General features: G+C 59.7%; 16 protein-coding genes. 9 read left to right on the top strand and 7 right to left on the bottom strand.

Annotation, left to right across the window (positions count from 1 at the left end):
• Window positions 1-5 precede the first annotated feature (5 nt).
• From F7P80_RS01350 to F7P80_RS01340, 3 genes are all read right to left on the bottom strand, one after another.
• Window positions 6-644 (bottom strand): FMN-binding negative transcriptional regulator, encoded by a 639-nt coding sequence (locus F7P80_RS01350; RefSeq protein WP_151042226.1) that lies wholly within the window; start codon window positions 642-644, stop codon window positions 6-8.
• Between the two features lie 34 nt (window positions 645-678).
• The gene (locus F7P80_RS01345) at window positions 679-861 is read right to left on the bottom strand and encodes a hypothetical protein (protein ID WP_151042224.1); all 183 of its coding nucleotides are present in this window, start codon (window positions 859-861) and stop codon (window positions 679-681) included.
• A 68-nt stretch (window positions 862-929) separates the two neighbouring features.
• Window positions 930-1,187: a DUF1653 domain-containing protein gene (locus F7P80_RS01340; RefSeq protein ID WP_054065107.1), complete on the bottom strand. Its 258-nt coding sequence runs from the start codon at window positions 1,185-1,187 to the stop codon at window positions 930-932.
• A 163-nt stretch (window positions 1,188-1,350) separates the two neighbouring features.
• Here F7P80_RS01340 and F7P80_RS01335 point away from each other — a divergent pair, with 163 nt between their 5' ends.
• Together F7P80_RS01335 and F7P80_RS01330 are read left to right on the top strand one after the other, a co-directional pair.
• Window positions 1,351-2,622, top strand: coding sequence for an RsmB/NOP family class I SAM-dependent RNA methyltransferase (locus F7P80_RS01335; protein WP_054065108.1), 1,272 nt, complete (start codon window positions 1,351-1,353; stop codon window positions 2,620-2,622).
• Window positions 2,623-2,720: 98 nt separating this feature from the next.
• Entirely contained in the window at window positions 2,721-3,446 is a 726-nt protein-coding gene (locus F7P80_RS01330) for an SOS response-associated peptidase (protein ID WP_151042222.1), read from the top strand.
• An 18-nt stretch (window positions 3,447-3,464) separates the two neighbouring features.
• Here F7P80_RS01330 and F7P80_RS01325 read toward each other — a convergent pair whose 3' ends face one another.
• Window positions 3,465-4,469 carry a DUF697 domain-containing protein gene (locus tag F7P80_RS01325; protein WP_166669871.1) on the bottom strand — a complete coding sequence of 335 codons (1,005 nt, stop codon included), beginning with the start codon at window positions 4,467-4,469 and terminating at the stop codon, window positions 3,465-3,467.
• 148 nt (window positions 4,470-4,617) lie between these two features.
• On the opposite strand from F7P80_RS01325, the gene F7P80_RS01320 reads away from it, so the two are divergent.
• Window positions 4,618-5,091 (top strand): gamma-glutamylcyclotransferase family protein, encoded by a 474-nt coding sequence (locus tag F7P80_RS01320; protein WP_151042220.1) that lies wholly within the window; start codon window positions 4,618-4,620, stop codon window positions 5,089-5,091.
• A 118-nt stretch (window positions 5,092-5,209) separates the two neighbouring features.
• On the opposite strand, the gene F7P80_RS01315 is transcribed toward F7P80_RS01320, so the two are convergent.
• The 3 genes from F7P80_RS01315 to F7P80_RS01305 all read right to left on the bottom strand — a co-directional run bounded on the left by F7P80_RS01315 (window position 5,210) and on the right by F7P80_RS01305 (window position 6,866).
• Window positions 5,210-5,479 (bottom strand): putative hemolysin, encoded by a 270-nt coding sequence (locus F7P80_RS01315; protein ID WP_249041345.1) that lies wholly within the window; start codon window positions 5,477-5,479, stop codon window positions 5,210-5,212.
• A gap of 61 nt (window positions 5,480-5,540) precedes the next feature.
• On the bottom strand, window positions 5,541-6,368 hold the full coding sequence (locus tag F7P80_RS01310) for a M48 family metallopeptidase (RefSeq protein WP_054065126.1): 828 nt from the start codon (window positions 6,366-6,368) through the stop codon (window positions 5,541-5,543).
• A 123-nt stretch (window positions 6,369-6,491) separates the two neighbouring features.
• Window positions 6,492-6,866, bottom strand: coding sequence for an Hsp20/alpha crystallin family protein (locus F7P80_RS01305; RefSeq protein WP_054065112.1), 375 nt, complete (start codon window positions 6,864-6,866; stop codon window positions 6,492-6,494).
• Between the two features lie 350 nt (window positions 6,867-7,216).
• Between F7P80_RS01305 and cas1f the strand changes: the two genes are divergently transcribed.
• The 6 genes from cas1f to cas6f all read left to right on the top strand — a co-directional run bounded on the left by cas1f (window position 7,217) and on the right by cas6f (window position 15,891).
• Window positions 7,217-8,218 (top strand): type I-F CRISPR-associated endonuclease Cas1f, encoded by a 1,002-nt coding sequence (gene cas1f / locus F7P80_RS01300; protein WP_151042216.1) that lies wholly within the window; start codon window positions 7,217-7,219, stop codon window positions 8,216-8,218.
• Window positions 8,215-11,766: a type I-F CRISPR-associated helicase Cas3f gene (gene cas3f / locus F7P80_RS01295; RefSeq protein WP_151042214.1), complete on the top strand. Its 3,552-nt coding sequence runs from the start codon at window positions 8,215-8,217 to the stop codon at window positions 11,764-11,766. The genes cas1f and cas3f overlap by 4 nt, the downstream gene beginning before the upstream one ends.
• Window positions 11,767-11,797: 31 nt before the next feature.
• Window positions 11,798-13,156 carry a type I-F CRISPR-associated protein Csy1 gene (gene csy1, locus F7P80_RS01290; RefSeq protein WP_151042213.1) on the top strand — a complete coding sequence of 453 codons (1,359 nt, stop codon included), beginning with the start codon at window positions 11,798-11,800 and terminating at the stop codon, window positions 13,154-13,156.
• Window positions 13,153-14,214 carry a type I-F CRISPR-associated protein Csy2 gene (gene csy2, locus F7P80_RS01285; protein WP_151042211.1) on the top strand — a complete coding sequence of 354 codons (1,062 nt, stop codon included), beginning with the start codon at window positions 13,153-13,155 and terminating at the stop codon, window positions 14,212-14,214. Before csy1 ends, csy2 begins: the two co-directional genes overlap by 4 nt.
• Before the next feature lie 70 nt (window positions 14,215-14,284).
• A complete protein-coding gene (gene csy3 / locus F7P80_RS01280) occupies window positions 14,285-15,301 on the top strand; it encodes a type I-F CRISPR-associated protein Csy3 (RefSeq protein ID WP_151042209.1) in 1,017 nt (338 codons plus the stop codon).
• Between the two features lie 14 nt (window positions 15,302-15,315).
• A complete protein-coding gene (cas6f, locus tag F7P80_RS01275) occupies window positions 15,316-15,891 on the top strand; it encodes a type I-F CRISPR-associated endoribonuclease Cas6/Csy4 (RefSeq protein ID WP_151042207.1) in 576 nt (191 codons plus the stop codon).
• Window positions 15,892-15,938: the final 47 nt, after the last annotated feature.

Here is a 15,938-nt window from a genome sequence, read left to right as displayed (position 1 = left end):
CGGTCTTAATCCGGGCGCATGGCATCGCCCAGCAGGGGCGTGCCAGCAGCGCTGACGGTCTCGGCTGCACTGCTGCGGTCTTCGGCGCTGCGGTTCTGGCTGAGCTTGAACTTGGCCTCGATGCGCTCGATCACGACCTCGATGCCGACGATGTGGGCCAGCATGGCGTCCAGATAATCCGGCGGTGCATCCTTGATCTTCCACGGGCCTGCAGCCTGGGGCAGGGCAGACTGGGCGTGAGCTTCGTGCGTGCGCGTGAGCTTGCCAACGGCGCCGAGCACCCACTTGCGGTCATCGTGCAGGCACACCGTGCCGTGCACATGCACCACGCGGTAGTTCCAGGTGGGCACCTGCCGATGCGTAGTGTGTTTGCTCGGATACCAGTTGGGTGAGACATAGGCCTGCTCTGCCTGAAAGATCACCAGCACCGCCGCGCCATCGTGCAGCTGGGTGCACAGCGGATTGGCACGTGCCACATGGCCGATCAGGCGTGCGGGGCCGCCTTCGGGCATTTCCAGTTCCCAGGGAATGTGGTTGGCATCCAGCCCGCCGCTGTGCAGATGCACCAGCGCACCCAGCGGGTACTGGCGTATCAGTGCAAGAGCATCGGTATGGCTGGCGGCAAAGTGGGGTGGCAGGTACATGCGGGCAGTCAAGCAAGTGCCATGCCGCAAGCTGTTACTGCGGGTCAGCCGTGACGGACAGGCTGTCCGGCCCACAGTGCGTCTGGTCCTTGGCATTGGTGGTGCAGGTGATGCCTGGCATGTCTTCCAGCTCCTTGATCACCTGTTTTTCGTGGGCAGTGCAGGCTGCCAGCAGCAGCGTCAGGGGCAGGGCAAGCACAAGCGTGGGGCGCAGCATAAGAAATCCTGTTCAGTCAGAAGATGGGCAAACCAGCTGCCAAGCGGGCAGCCGTGGCTGGCATGGTATCAAGCTGTAGCTGCGTCACTGTCGGCGCAGCGCGCAAAGCGGGGCTGTTCTACACCGTCAATCACCACGGTTTCATTGAACATGGCGGCTGGGCGCACCCACAGGCCTCGCTCGCCGTACAGGGCGCGGTACAGCGTCATGGGCTCCAGTGTTTCGCTGTGGCGCACGGTGTCCATCACCTGGTACAGATTGCCTTTGTAGTGGCGGTACAGGCCGGGCGGGGTGACGATCAGGGGCGGCAAATGGGCGTCAGACATAGAGTGCTTTCAAATTAATAGCTTCTAGCGCTTGTGTAAAAAGGGTTTTACATAGAAAACCATTCAAAAACAAGCAAATACAAGCGCTGGCAGCTATGTTTATAAGAGAGGTGCAGCATCCAGCGCCGTACCGGGATTTGGCAGCAGTGGGACAATAGGGGCTATGCATCCCAAAGCCCTTCTCGACGCTTGCGCCGAACTGGTCAAGCTGACCCTCCAATTCCAGCACCCGGCAGACGCCGTGGTGTCTCGCTATTTCCGCGACCACCGTAACCTTGGCCCCCGCGAACGTGCCACGCTGGCGGAGACCGTCTATACGGTGCTGCGCAAGAAAACCCTGTTTGAAGCACTGGCCCGCTCCGGCTCCGGCCCCAAGGAGCGCCGTCTGGCCATTCTGGGCTTTCACGCGCCCCGCAACTTTTTGCAGGCTGCGCTGAGCGATCAGGAAGCCAAGTGGCTCAAGGACTGCGACGCGGTCAAGCCCGAAGAGCTGCTCCCCCAGCATCGCCACAACCTGCCCCAGTGGATGGCCGACAAGCTGCAGGCCCAGGTGGGCGATCAGTTCGACGCACTGGCCGCCAGCATGCTCGAGCCCGCGCCGCTGGACCTGCGCGTGAACGCGCTGAACGCCAAGCGCGACGCCGTGCAAAAAGAACTGGCTAAGGAAGGCATCAAGGCCGAAGCCACGCCTTTCTCCCCCTGGGGTCTGCGTGTGCAGGACAAGCCTGCGTTGACCAAGCTTGAAGCCTTCAAGGAAGGCCGCATTGAAGTGCAGGACGAAGGCTCGCAGCTGCTGGCCCTGCTGCTGGACGCCAAGCGCGGTGAGATGGTCGTGGACTTTTGCGCCGGTGCCGGTGGCAAGACGCTGGCCATTGGGGCCCAGATGCGCAACACCGGCCGCCTGTATGCGTTTGACGTGTCCGCTCACCGCCTGGAAGCGCTCAAGCCCCGCCTGGCACGCAGCGGCCTGTCGAACGTGCACCCCGCAGCGCTGGCACACGAGCGTGATGAGCGCGTCAAGCGCCTGGCAGGCAAGATTGACCGCGTGCTGGTCGATGCGCCTTGCTCCGGCCTGGGTACCCTGCGCCGAAACCCTGACCTGAAGTGGCGTCAGGACGAAAAAGCCGTGGCCGAGCTGACGGAAAAGCAGCTGTCCATCCTGACCAGCGCCGCGCGCATGGTGAAGTCTGGCGGCCGTCTGGTCTATGCCACCTGCTCCGTGCTGCCTGAAGAAAATGAACTGATTGCCGAAGCCTTCCAGAAAGCGCACTTTGACTTTGTGCCGCTGGATGCGGGTGAAGTGCTGGACAAGCTCAAGGTGGAAAACGCCGCCGCTCTGTGCGCCGGTGGCGAAACCGGTACGCAATATGTACGCCTGTGGCCCCATGCGCATGAAACCGATGGTTTCTTTGCCGCTGTGTGGCAGCGCAAGTAAGCCAAGTCAATCCGTGCTGACACCGCAGATGTGCGGACGGCACTGAGCCAAGATCCCCGTGACCTTCTGGGTGCGGGGATTTTTTATAGGAAAGCGGCATGACCACTCAATACGAAAACCTGGCCACGCTGGATACGTGGAACGACTTTTTCAAAGTTGCTCCTGCAGAACTGCCCGCAGAGCCCCTGATGCGCGCGCGGCGCATGTCGGGCTTTATCCGTGGCCATGTGCTGCCAGAGCCTGCAGCAGCAGAAGTGCCCGCCAGTGATGCCACGGCAGGCAGCAGCAAAAAAACGGTGCGTGTAGCGCGCGAGTGGGTGCCCGCGCAATGGGGCTTTGTGCCCAGCTGGGTCAAATCTGCCAAGGATGCCAAGCTGCGTGCCCCCAAGCTGCTGGTGGCGCTCAATGAAACCGTGAGCACGGCGCAGGCCTTCCGTGAGGCCTGGCTGGCCGGGCAGCGCTGCATCATTCCCATGCAGGCTTTCTATGTGGATGACATGCGCACCGGCAAAGCCATTCCCACGCGCATTGCACGTGTGGATGGGCAGCCCATGGGTGTTGCCGGGGTGTGGGACCGCTGGGTAGACCCCGAAACCGGGGCTGAACTGATGAGCTATGCCGTGCTGACCATCAACGCCAACAGCCATGCGCTGATGCGCCGCTATGGCCCGCAAGGGGCAGAGCGCCGCATGCCCGCCATTCTGGGGGAAGGCACGTATGACGCATGGCTCACCGCGCGCCAGGAAAAAGCGCGTGAATTCATGCGTGCCTATCCGTCCAACTGGATGCTGGCCAATCCGGTGGAAAACAAAAAAGACAAATAAACGCAGCAGTGCTGGCGTCTAGGCGTCCTGCCCATCTTCCTTGCCGCGCAGGCGCTGCAGACCGGAGGTGGTAGAGCTGCGTACCTGCGAGGCCGCGTTCTTGACGCTGTCTGCCGCAGCCTGCGCCGTGCTCAGCACGCCCTGCTTGATGCGGCCATAGACGGCCTGCGTCACCTGCGAGCCCGATTCCTTGACGATAGCGCCCAGCAGCTGCGCCGCACGGCGTGTGCTGCTCTGGCGAATCTGTGCGCGCTGTGGCGTGTGCTCGGGGGCGCAGTAGGCATCGGCAATCAGGCCAACGCGCAGCGTCAGAAACGCATTGGCTGCGCCGCTGGCCAGGCTGTTGGTCAGCAGATTGCCCATGGTGCCCAGGCCGGGAATGCTGCCCAGCGCCGCTGGCGTGGCGGACTGCACGATGGGTGCGGTCAGCTCTGCAAAGTCCACATCTTCCAGGCTGCTGGCAATCAGCATGCATGCGCCCACATTGCCGTACAGATAGCTGATCTGCCGCAGCGAGGGGCGCAGCCCATAAATGCGCGCAATGCGCCATACCAGCTGCACCTGGCTGCACAGCACCACCAGCGCATCAAGCTTGCCGTTTTGCAGCAAGGCGGTACTGACCAGCACGCTGGCTGCTGTGCGGCGGGTCTGCGCTTCTGCATCCGCACGCAGCAGCTGCAGCGCCTGGTGCACGGCCTCTTCAGAATCCAGTGCCACGCCAGACAGGCGCGGCAACCGGGCCAGGTGGGCGCGCAGGCGTTGCTGGTACTCCTGTGCCGCAGCCAGATCGCCCTCGCCGGGATAGCGCAGCGCCGCTGGCAGGCGCAGCAGCCAGATGCTGGGCAGCAGCACCGTGGCCACCAGCAGGGCCAGCAGCACCCAGAACAGCCCGATGCCAGCGCCTGCGTGCAGGCGGTCCGCAGCATCGGCCAGCTGGCTGATCATGGCAATGGCAAAAACGCCGCACCAGCCCACAAAGAGCAGGGCGCAGCAGACAAGCAGGCGAGAGGTCCAGGAAGGCATAGCAGGCAGTGTAGCCAAGCATGGCCGCGTGCGTGTGCGCCGGGAAACTGCACCAAAACCCTGTGTCTGGAAAGACATTGGAGCGTGCGCTCACTGGTGTGATTCGTGCTTCAGGTACGCTGTTTCCTCGTTTGACAGCATCATGACCATGTCCATACCTTCTGCACTTGCTTCGAAGCTGGCGGCAGCGTGGCGGCCCTGCGGCGCCAGTTACGTGGCGGTGTATGGCACCTTGCGTGCAGGCGCGACCAATGACATTGCCAGCCTGCGGCCCGGCATTGCCATGGCCGGACACACCATCCTGCAAGGTACGTTGTATGACTTTGGCTGGTATCCGGGGCTGCAGCTGCAGGGCCAGCAGCCAGTGCTGGCCGAGGTCTATCCGCTGGACCCGGTGCTGGAGCGTGTGCTGGATGCCTATGAAGGCGTATGGCCCATGGATACCGGTGAATACATCAAGCGCCTGGTAACGACCGATGTACAGCTGCTGGCAGGTGGTGTGCAGCGCCTGCAGGTACTGGTCTATGAAGCGCAGGCTGAGGGCGCAGCCCATCGGCCCACAATTGATGCCAGCGACTGGCTGAGCTGGAACCGGGCCCGCCAACCTGAGGCCGCAGGCTAATGCTGCTTTGAAAAATGAAGCGGTTAGCGCTTGGAAATACTGGTTTTCAGAGGTATTCCATTCTGAAAATCAATAAACACAAGCGCTGAAAGCTATTAATTTGATTGTGTCAGCGGTTTCAAGGCTTGGGCGCAGGGTGGTGCTGGCGAAAGAAGTCCCACTCATCCACTTCACGCCCATCGGGCAGGATGCACAGCATGCGCTCGCCTTGCGGTGTCTTTTCCATACGCAGCTTGCCACCTTGCTGGATGCAGAACACCGAAGCCGGGTTGGCAATCTTGACGGGCTGGGGTGCCGCCGGTGTCTGCGCAGGTGATGGGTTGCCGCCTGATGCACAGGCGCTGAGCAGCAGGGCGCTGGAGGCAAAAACATAAATGGCTGGGCGCACGGCGCAGGTCTCCATAGGACAACAAAAAAGCCCGGAGCCAGTGGCACCGGGCTGCTGATGGTCAGCGGCGCCTTTGCGCGCGCGCTGCTTCATACAGGGGAAGCACCTTGGGTACATGGGCTTCCAGTTCCCGGATGCGCTCTTGACCTGCCGGGTGGGTGCTCAGAAAGGCGGGGCCATTGCTGCCGCCACTGGCCTGCAGCATTTTCTTCCACAGCGAAGAGGCATTGCGCGGGTCATAGCCTGCGCGGGCCATCAGCTCCAGACCAATCACGTCGGACTCCAGTTCCATGGAGCGCGAATTGGGCAGGTGAATCAGCATGCTGGAGCTGGCATCCATCAGCTCACCGGGCACACCGGTGGCCGCGGAAATGGCGCTGGTCACCAGCCCAGTCAGCGCCTTCTGGGATACCTGTTCGCGGGAATGTTCGCGCAGCGCGTGGGCAATCTCGTGCCCCATGACGGCGGCCAGCTCATCGTCTGTGAGCTTGAGCTTGCGCACGATGCCGGTGTAGACGCCAATCTTTCCGCCCGGGGCGCAGAAAGCATTGATCTCGTCAGAGTCAAACACATTGATTTCCCAGTCCCACTTCAGCGCATCGGGGCGGAAGACGCCGACCTGCGCAATCAGATCCTTGCCGATATTGCGCACGCGCTGCGTCAGGGCAGCATCGTTGTTGAGCTTTTGCTTGCTGCGTGCATCGGCCGTCAGCTGCTGAAAACCTTTGGCTGCCTGGGCATTGACGGTGTCGCTCGAGACGATCAGCAACTGGCTGCGGTTCAGGCCAATCGCACCACCGCTGGTGGTGTTGGCGCAGCCTTGGATGAACAGCGCAGTGAGCAGCAAGCCTGCCCAGCGCAGCAGGGAGGAGGGGGCCTTCCAGACCATGTGTGATTCCTTTTTAACGTGCCAGAGCATGGCGCGGATTCAAACACAGCTGGCTATCACAGACAAGCAGCAAAAAGCCGCCAGAGGGCTGGCGGCCTGCCTATCAAAAGCTGCGCGGCGGCATTACTCGATGTTCAGCGTCACCGCCTTGTCCACGGGCTTCTTGCGCGCCAGGGTCAGCGTCAGCACGCCCAGGTCCAGCTTGGCGCTGGAGGCCGCCACATCAATCTCGTGGGGCAACTCCCAGCTGCGGCGCACCTGGCGGGGAGCATCTTCCACGCTTTGCAGATACACCATGTTGTCCTCCAGACGCAGCTGCAGCTGATCGCGGCGCAGCCCGGGCACGTCTACGGACAGGATGGTGGCTTCCTCATTGCTGGAGAAGCTGAAGTCACCATTGAGCTGCTGTACCGCTGCATTGGTGGCAGCCTGCATGAAGCGCTGCAGGGCAGCGTCAGGACGGGATACGTGACGGATGATGGGGGTTGCGAGAAACATGTGAAAACTCCTTTGTCTGTGTGGCGCTATCCGCGCTGTCATGCTTCCCAGATGTGTACCTCGCAGGGCATTTCAAGCACTTTTTTCGAAGAAAATTTTTCGCTAAAAGCTCTTGAAAAGATGGTAAGTGTCGCTATTGGCTGCTAATTTTTATGGGTGAGCGAGTTGTAAGTTGGTGGGTAGGCGTTTTGCATTGGGATACAAAATGTGACGATGTGCGCCATCATGCTTAATATCCAGGCAGTTTCATACAGCTACCATACCCTAGCAGTCGCACACAGCGTTTGAAGGTCAGCGGCTGCAAGGTGGCCTGTGAGTGCCCGGGTGGCAACTTCGCTGGTGAGTCTGTCGTGCAAGAAATCCACAATAGTGATCTCAAAACCATCATTCATTCCAAACGAGCAAACATTTACTTGCTTGAACACTGCCGTGTGCTGGTCAACGGCGGTCGTGTGGAATATGTGACGGATGCAGGCAAAAGAAGTCTCTACTGGAATATCCCCATCGCCAACACCACCAGCATCTTGCTGGGCACTGGCACCTCTATTACCCAGGCCGCCATGCGTGAGCTGAGCAAGGCAGGGGTCTTGGTTGGTTTTTGTGGAGGTGGCGGCACACCGCTCTTCAGCGCCAACGAGGTGGATGTGGAAGTGGCCTGGTTTCAGCCGCAGAGCGAATACCGCCCCACGGAATATTTGCAGGCTTGGGTACGGTTCTGGTTTGACGATGCATTGCGGCTGCAAGCTGCACGGCAACTGCAAACCTTGCGCCTGCAGCGCATCCTCCAGCAATGGCAGACACGGGCACTTTGTGATGCAGGCTTTGCGGTAGATGGCCATCGCCTGCAAGCCCTGGTCGAGCAGTTTCAGCCACTGATTCAGCGTGCTCCCGATGTGATGAGCTTGCTGACTGACGAAGCCCGCCTGAGCAAAGCCTTGTTCAAACTGGCTGCAGATACTGTGGGCTACGGGGAATTTATACGCGCCAAACGAGGCACAGGCACCGACCCAGCCAACTGCTTTCTAGATCACGGCAACTATCTGGCTTATGGGTTGGGTGCCACTGCGACATGGGTGCTCGGTTTGCCGCATGGACTGGCTGTGCTGCATGGCAAGACAAGGCGCGGCGGGCTGGTGTTTGATGCTGCAGACCTAGTCAAAGACGCCACTATCTTGCCGCAGGCCTTTATCTCTGCCATGTGTGGCGACGATGAACAGCAGTTTCGCCGCAGCTGCATCGAGGGGCTGACCCGCTCGGAATCGCTGGACTTCATGATCGACAGCCTCAAAGCCATCGCCTTGCAGATGGGGCGTCTAGTGCAGGCCAAGGCTGTGCAGGAGTCGCAGCCATGAATGTGTTGTTTGTCTCGCAATGCACCAAGCGAGCCCTGACCGAAACGCGCCGCATCCTGGATCAGTTTGCAGAGCGACGAGGTGAGCGTACCTGGCAAACCTCTATCACCCAGGCGGGGCTGGATACTGTGCGCAAGCTTCTGCGGCAGACTGCCCGTAAAAACACCGCCGTGGCCTGCCACTGGATTCGAGGCCGTGACCACAGTGAGCTGCTATGGGTGGTGGGCGATGGCCGTCAGTTCAATGCGGAAGGAGCTGTCCCCACCAATACCTCCAGCCACGATATTTTGCGCAGAGCGGATGAAACCACTTGGCATCACCTTCCCTTGATCACTGCGCTGTCTGCGCTGGCAGCTTTGCTGCATGACCTGGGTAAAGCCACCCAAGCGTTTCAAGACCGTCTGCGCAAGCCCAACATGCGAGAGCGCAGCCACTATCGCCACGAATGGGTGTCAGTGCGCTTGTTGCAAGCCTTTGTTGGCGGTGAGGACGATGCGGGTTGGCTGCAACGACTGGCAGCCTGTGCAGAAGATGAGCAGGACGCGCAGTCATTCGAGGCGCAATGGCTGCAAGGTCTGCATTGTGATGGCATCACAGATGCACGCTGGACGGCAGCTCAGAAACGAGCTGCCAACCCCTTTGCTAGTCTGCCACCTTTGGCACAAGCCGTGGCGTGGCTGGTGCTGACGCACCACCGATTGCCGTGTTTGCCCAACCGGCAAGGTAATGACGTAAACGATGCCGAGCACGATGCAGAGCGGCGCATCTTCAGACCATTTGGCTCCAAGCCGGCGAACGTGGCTAACGCACAATTGCAAGACCTGCTGGCGCAGGTCGATGCGGATTGGAACGAGCCACGCGAAACCGTGACCCAGGCAGCACGTGCGCAGTACTGGCGTTTTCCGCACGGCTTACCAGTGTCACAACTGGCATGGCGCAAACAGGCTGCGCGTTATGCCCGCAAGCTGCAAGCATTAGCGCTGCACTACGGGACGCAGCCTGTTTTGCATGATCCCTTCACCATGCACCTTAGCCGCATGTGTCTCATGCTGGCGGATCACCATTACTCCAGCATCACGGATGAGGCGCGGCGCAAGCCTTACCGCAACAAAGACTACCCACTGTTTGCCAATACGGCTAAAAGTCATAGCTACGAGCGCTTGATAGATAAGGCCTACAAGCCAATTTTTAATCAAACCCTCGATGAACACCTGCTGGGCGTGCAGGCCCATGCCTGCACCATCACCCATGCGCTGCCCAGCCTGGCGCGCAGCCTGCCCGCACTGCAAAACCACAAAGGGCTCAAAAAGCGCAACCAGAACACAAGGTTTCAGTGGCAGGACAAAGCGGCAGATTTGGCAGCCAGTGTGCGTCTATCAGCCGCAAGCCAGGGTGCATTCATTGTCAATATGGCCTCGACGGGCTGCGGCAAGACGCTGGGCAATGCGCGCATCATGAACGCACTGGCCGATCCGGCACTGGGCATGCGCTGCGCGTTTGCCATTGGCCTGCGCACGCTGACCATGCAGACCGGGCGCAGCTTTCAGCGCGATCTGGGTCTGAGTGACGAGCAACTGGCCATCCAGGTCGGCGGTGCAGCCAGCCGTGAGCTGTTCGAGTACTGGGAACAGCAGGCAGAGGCCACCGGCTCGGCCTCCAGCCAGGCGCTGCTCGATGAAGGCGGGCAAGTGCTGTATGAGGGCGATGACCGCCATCCCCTGCTGGAGCGCCTGACCGATGATGCCAATGCCCGACGCCTGATTGCTGCGCCGCTGCTGGTCTGCACCGTGGATCACCTCATACCTGCGACAGAAAGCCTGCGCGGCGGGCGGCAGATTGCCCCCATGCTGCGCCTGCTGACCAGTGACCTGGTGCTGGACGAGCCGGACGACTTTGACATGGCCGATCTGCCTGCGCTGACACGGTTGGTGCACTGGGCGGGGCTGCTGGGCTGTCGTGTATTGCTATCATCGGCCACCTTGCCACCGGCTTTGGTGCAAGGGTTGTTTCTGGCCTATTGCGCAGGGCGGGCCGTGTTTCAACAGCACCGCAGCGAGCGCCCACATGAAGCTGTCAATGTGTGCTGCCTGTGGGTGGATGAGTTTCAGCAGACCGCTGTGGTGTGTGCAGACCAGAAGCAATTTGCTGATGCACACACCAAGTTTGTGCAAAAACGTGTGGCCCAGCTGACCAAAGCCGATATTCGGCGCCAAGCGCGTATCGTGCCGTTGCCTGCGCAGTGGTACGGCATGGAAAAAAACGTGCGCCGCACAGCATTTGCCCAATTTGCCTTGGAGTCCGCATGGAAGCTGCACCAAGACGCTCAGAACCATAGTGTTGACCCCAGCAGTGGCAAGCAGGTGAGTTTTGGCCTTATCCGTATGGCCAATATTGATCCGCTGTATGCCGTGGCGCTGGCCATGTATGCGCAAGGTGCACCCGCGCCCAATGTGCGTATCCACCTGTGTGTGTATCACTCGCAGTTTCCACTGCTGGCACGTTCGCTGATTGAGCAGCACTTGGACACCATACTCAACCGCAGAGGCGCAGACCACGGCGCTGACCCCGCCTTGCAGCACCCCAGCATCCGTGCATTGATCGACAGCCACCCCGAGCAGCACCAGCTGTTTATCGTGCTTGGCTCCCCAGTCACTGAAGTGGGCCGTGACCATGATTACGACTGGGCGGTGGTAGAGCCTTCGTCCATGCGCTCGCTCATCCAGCTGGCAGGCCGTGTGCGTAGACACCGCAGTGCGGCAGTGGGTGGTGTCAATGTGGCGCTGCTGGACAGCAACTTGAAGCACTTTGAGCGCCACGGCAGCCATCAGGCCGCATTTTGCAAGCCCGGTTTTGAAATGGACCGGCATGACGACGGGGGCAGTGACGCATCACGCAGCTTTAGTTTTGATGCTCACAGCTTGCAAAAGCTGCTTTCACGCCAGCTGAAAGAATGGGCGCAAGACGCATGGCCAGTCGATGCCCGCCCACGTATTGCTCGCACAGAAAAAGACCTCAAGCCCCGCCGCAACTGGGTGGACCTGGAGCATGCCCGCATGCGCGATGCCATGCTGCCGCGAGACCCTGAAAGCAGTACCACCACGGCTTTGCAACGCGCAGCATATGCCTGCTGGCATGCCGTGCCGGATGCTGTGCCTTACAGCGTCACCTTGACAGGCGTTCTCCCCCAATACCAGCGCTTTCGCGAAGACCCACAGCGTCGCGTGGATGTCGTGTTTTTGCCGGATGAGGATGAAGAAAAACTGCTGCTGCACCGCGTGGACGATAGCCCGCTCCATAGGGAATCGCTGTATGTCCGCGTCCAAGACAGCATGGTGCACGCTGTGCCAGACACCCAGCTACGCCCCACACCTACGCTCAGCGTCCAGCCGTGGATGCAGCTGAACTTAATGGATGCCTTGCGCGATCTGGCCCAGGACCTGACGCTGGAGCAATGTGCCAAGCGCTATGCCACGGTCAGCCTGCCTGATACGCAGCAAGGCTGGTGTTGGCATCCGGTGTTAGGTTTTAGTAAAGCAGAAAGCAGGTAAGTCACTACAACCAAGCCAAGGAGGAGAGCCAATGGCAGAGACGGAAAAGGTACCGATTCATGACAGTTTCCATGCTGCGGTACGTGGGTTTATTCAATTGCGGTTGCAAGCAAAGCTGGAAAAGCTCAATCCTGATGATCCCAAAAGGCAAGAGCTGATCGCGCAGCATGAGCCTGCAATATGGCTGGAAGATGCGGCCCGCCGTGTTCAGCAAATCCAGGCCGTCACCCACTCTCTCAAGCCTATTCACCCAGATGCACGTGGCACCAATATCTATGTGGAGCCCGCACAGCTAGCGCCGCTGCAAGAGCTGGGTAGCTATGCGTTGGGCCATGACTTCGCCAGTGATGTGGTGGGCAATGCTGCCGCACTGGATGTGTACAAATTGCTCAAGCTGCAAGTGGGGGGCAAAAGTTTGCTGGCAGCTTTGCTGGTCAACGATGCCTCGGCCCTGCAAGCCTTGCACGAAGATATGCAGCAGGCACGGGTGCTGCGCGATGCCTTTATTTCCATTACAGCGCCGCGTACAGGTGGTCCCAGCAGCCATACGCGCGCCAAGCAGCTGTATTGGTTAGTGGGTGACGATGCCAGCGACGACACGCAATACGAACTGCTGGCACTGCTCTATGCCACCTCGCTGGCGCATGCCGTGTATGGCGAAATTCAAGAGCACCGCTTTGGCGAAGCCAACAAGGCAGCCCGGCTTGCGCGACGCGAGCGCAAAGCCCATGACGGGGTGTTTCACGATTACCCCGGCTTGGCCGTGCAAAAGATGGGGGGCACCAAGCCGCAAAATATTTCGCAGCTCAATAGCGAGCGGGGTGGGGTTAACTATCTGCTGTCCTCTCTGCCCCCGGTGTGGAAACTCAGCGCCGTACGCTTGCCTGTTGGAGCCAGTTCCATCTTTGACAAGCTATTCATCGCACGCCCAGAGGTGCGTAGCACGCTAAAGGTCTTGCGCAAGTTTCTGGAAAGTGATCCCGCTCCCAACCTGGAAACACGGGAACAGCGCGAAAGTCTCATCGATACCTTGGTGGACGAGCTGGTGGCCCTGGCTGGCGAGTTGCAACAGGTCATGCCTGCAGGTTGGACCCTGGAGACACAACGCTTTGGTGAGCTGAGCCGCGAAGAGCAGCTATGGCTTGACCCACTGCGTGCAGAGCTGGCCGAACAAGATGATTTCGCGCAGGAGTGGTTGCGCATGGATTGGCCTGCGGAAATCGGCAAACGCTTTGGCCGCTGGCTCAACCAGCAGTTGCAAAACCGTCTGCCCGTTGGCGATGTGGAGGCGCGTGTGTGGGCCAAGGAACTGTTGGCAGATGAAGATGGTTTCAAATCACAACTGCGTGAGCTACGCCATCGGCTTGAAAAGAACGGAGCCTACGCATGAGCCAGCCACAACCCCAAGCCATTTTGACGCTGCCGCATCTGCGCGTACAAAACGCCAATGCCATCTCCAGCGCACTCACGCATGGCTTTCCTTCCATCACTGCGTTTACAGGCCTGATGTGGGCCTTGCAGCGCAAGCTGGCACAGGCGTGCATCCCGCTGAAATTGCTCAGTGTGGGCGTGGTGTGCCACCACCATCAGGAACAGGTCAGCCAAGGCTATGTGCGCACCTTTAGCCTGAGCCGCAACCCGATCGACAAAGACGGTAGTACTGCAGCCATTGTGGAAGAGGACCGTATGCACCTGCAGGTGTCGCTGGTGTTTGGCGTGGCCCTGCAGCCGGGCACCGCAGCCAGTGCTTTGCATAGCGACGAACAACAAAAAGAATGGGCAGCGCAAATCAGCGACATCGTTGCGCAAATGCGGGTGGCGGGTGGCACGCTGCTGCCTTCCCGCCCTATACCAGGCAAAAAAGTCAGACCATGGATGGCGGTCATCGCTGAAAGCCCAGAGCAAAGGAAAAAAGACTTTCGCTTCTGGCGCAGGCAATGGTTGCCAGGCTTTGCGCTGGTAGCGCGGGACGATGTGCTGGCAGATCGACTGGCCTGTCTGCGCCAGAGCCAGCCTGATGCCACGCTGCTGGACGCCTGGTTGCACGCCGCACGCTTTAACTACCAGCCCGTATCAGACGCACAAGTGCCTGACGGCAAAGTGGAGTGGCAAGACCCGCAGCGCGGCAAAGGTAGTGGCTGGCTGGTACCTATTCCTGTGGGTTATGCCGCCCTCACGCCACAGCATGCGGCAGGCACGGTTGCCAATGCGCGTGACATGCACACGCCTGTGCGCTTTGTGGAGTCGGTGTATTCCATGGGCGAGTGGATCAGCCCACACCGCCTAGAGGACGTGCAACAACTGCTGTGGTGGGCCGATACCGATGCCTCCACCGGCTTGTACCGCTGCCGCAATGGCTACAGCGCGCAGAGGTTGGTAATGACTGCCAGCGATGGCCCAACCGACGATGAATGGGACGAGGAGGACGACGACTATGTCGATGACTAGACCGTGCTGTCCGCACCTTCTCTGTATGGCTTCTTGATTTTTTTGAACCTATCACCCAAGGAAATTCACCATGTCGACTACTTTGAAAACCGCATCCGTCCTGGCTTTTGAGCGCAAGCTGGACCCCTCTGATGCCATCTTCCGTGCAGGCCGCTGGGAAGCGCGTGCCGCTTCTGACAGCTGGGCCCCAGTCAAAATCAATGAAAAATCGGTGCGAGGCACCATCAGCAACCGCCTTAAAGCCAAAGACCAGGACCCAGCCAAACTGGATGCCGCCATTGAAAACCCCAATCTGCAAACCGTGGATGTGGCCGCGCTGCCTGCCGATGCGGACACGCTGAAAGTGCAGTTCACCCTGCGCGTGCTCGCCGGTGCGGGCGTGCCATCAGCCTGCAATAACGCGGACTACCAGGCCAAACTGCTGCAAACCGTACAGGGCTATGTGAATCAGCACGGCTTTGCCGAACTGGCCAACCGCTACGCAGCCAATCTGGCCAATGGCCGTTTCCTGTGGCGCAACCGTCAAGGCGCCGAAGCTGTAGAGGTACAGGTGGCATTGCTGCATAACGGCAGTGTTGAAAAATCATGGTCTTTTAACGCTCTAGCTCTTAATCTGCGTGCACTGACAGCTATTAATAGTGACGTTCAGGCGCTGGGTGCTGTCATTGCCGAAGGGCTGGCTGGAAAGCGCCATGTACTGCTGCAAATCACGGCCTTTGTGCGCATAGGGGCAGGCCAGGAAGTCTTTCCCTCGCAAGAACTGATTCTGGACAAGGGCAGCAGCAAAAAGAGCAAAACGCTCTATCACGTGGATGGCATGGCTGCCATGCACTCGCAAAAAATCGGCAATGCCATTCGCACCATTGACACCTGGTATGAAGGTGCTGACGAGCTGGGCCCGATCGCCGTGGAACCCTATGGTTCCGTCACCACCCAGGGCAAGGCTTACCGCCAACCCAAGCAGAAAATGGACTTCTACACCTTGCTGGACAACTGGCTGCTCAAAGACCAGATGCCTGCTGTCGAGCAACAGCACTTTGTGATGGCTGTGCTGATTCGTGGTGGCGTGTTTGGTGATGCAAGCTAAGCGGTGGTGCCACCATGACTACGCATTACCTCGACATCACCATCCTGCCAGACCCAGAGTTCAGCCACGCACATCTGATGGGCTCGCTGCTGTCCAAACTGCATCGCGCCCTGGTGCAGCATGGCAAAGGCGATATTGGCGTGAGCTTTCCGCTGCATGTGGATGCTCTCGCCACCAAGCGGACGCTGGGTTCTATCGTGCGTCTGCATGGCACACCACAGGCACTGCAAGCGCTGGAGGCGCTGAACTGGCTCAAAGGCATGCGTGACCATATTGCGCTGGGTAGTGTGCTGGCTGTGCCTGCAGGAGCCAGCCACAGGCAAGTGCTGCGTCGCCAGTTCAAAACCAGCGTAGAGCGCCTGCGCCGCCGTCGTATGCAGCGCAAAGGGGAAACGGCCGAGCAAGCAGCACAGGCTATCCCAATGCATGTGGAGCGCAAGCCCAACCTGCCTTTTGCCAATCTGCGCAGCCTGAGCACAGGGCAGATTTTTGCCTTGTTCATTGAGCATGGACCGTTGCTGCCACAGCCTGTAGATGGCAGCTTCAACACCTACGGCTTGAGCCAAGGCGCCAGCATCCCCTGGTTTTGACCCTTTTTTCATGCCGTGATCGCAAGGCTTGAAAAACAAGGACTTAG

The sequence above is a fragment of the Comamonas kerstersii genome (assembly GCF_008801935.1).
Classification (GTDB): domain Bacteria; phylum Pseudomonadota; class Gammaproteobacteria; order Burkholderiales; family Burkholderiaceae_C; genus Comamonas; species Comamonas kerstersii.
Note: the sequence above shows the minus strand (reverse complement) of the source record. Positions and strands in the feature narration are given on the sequence as shown.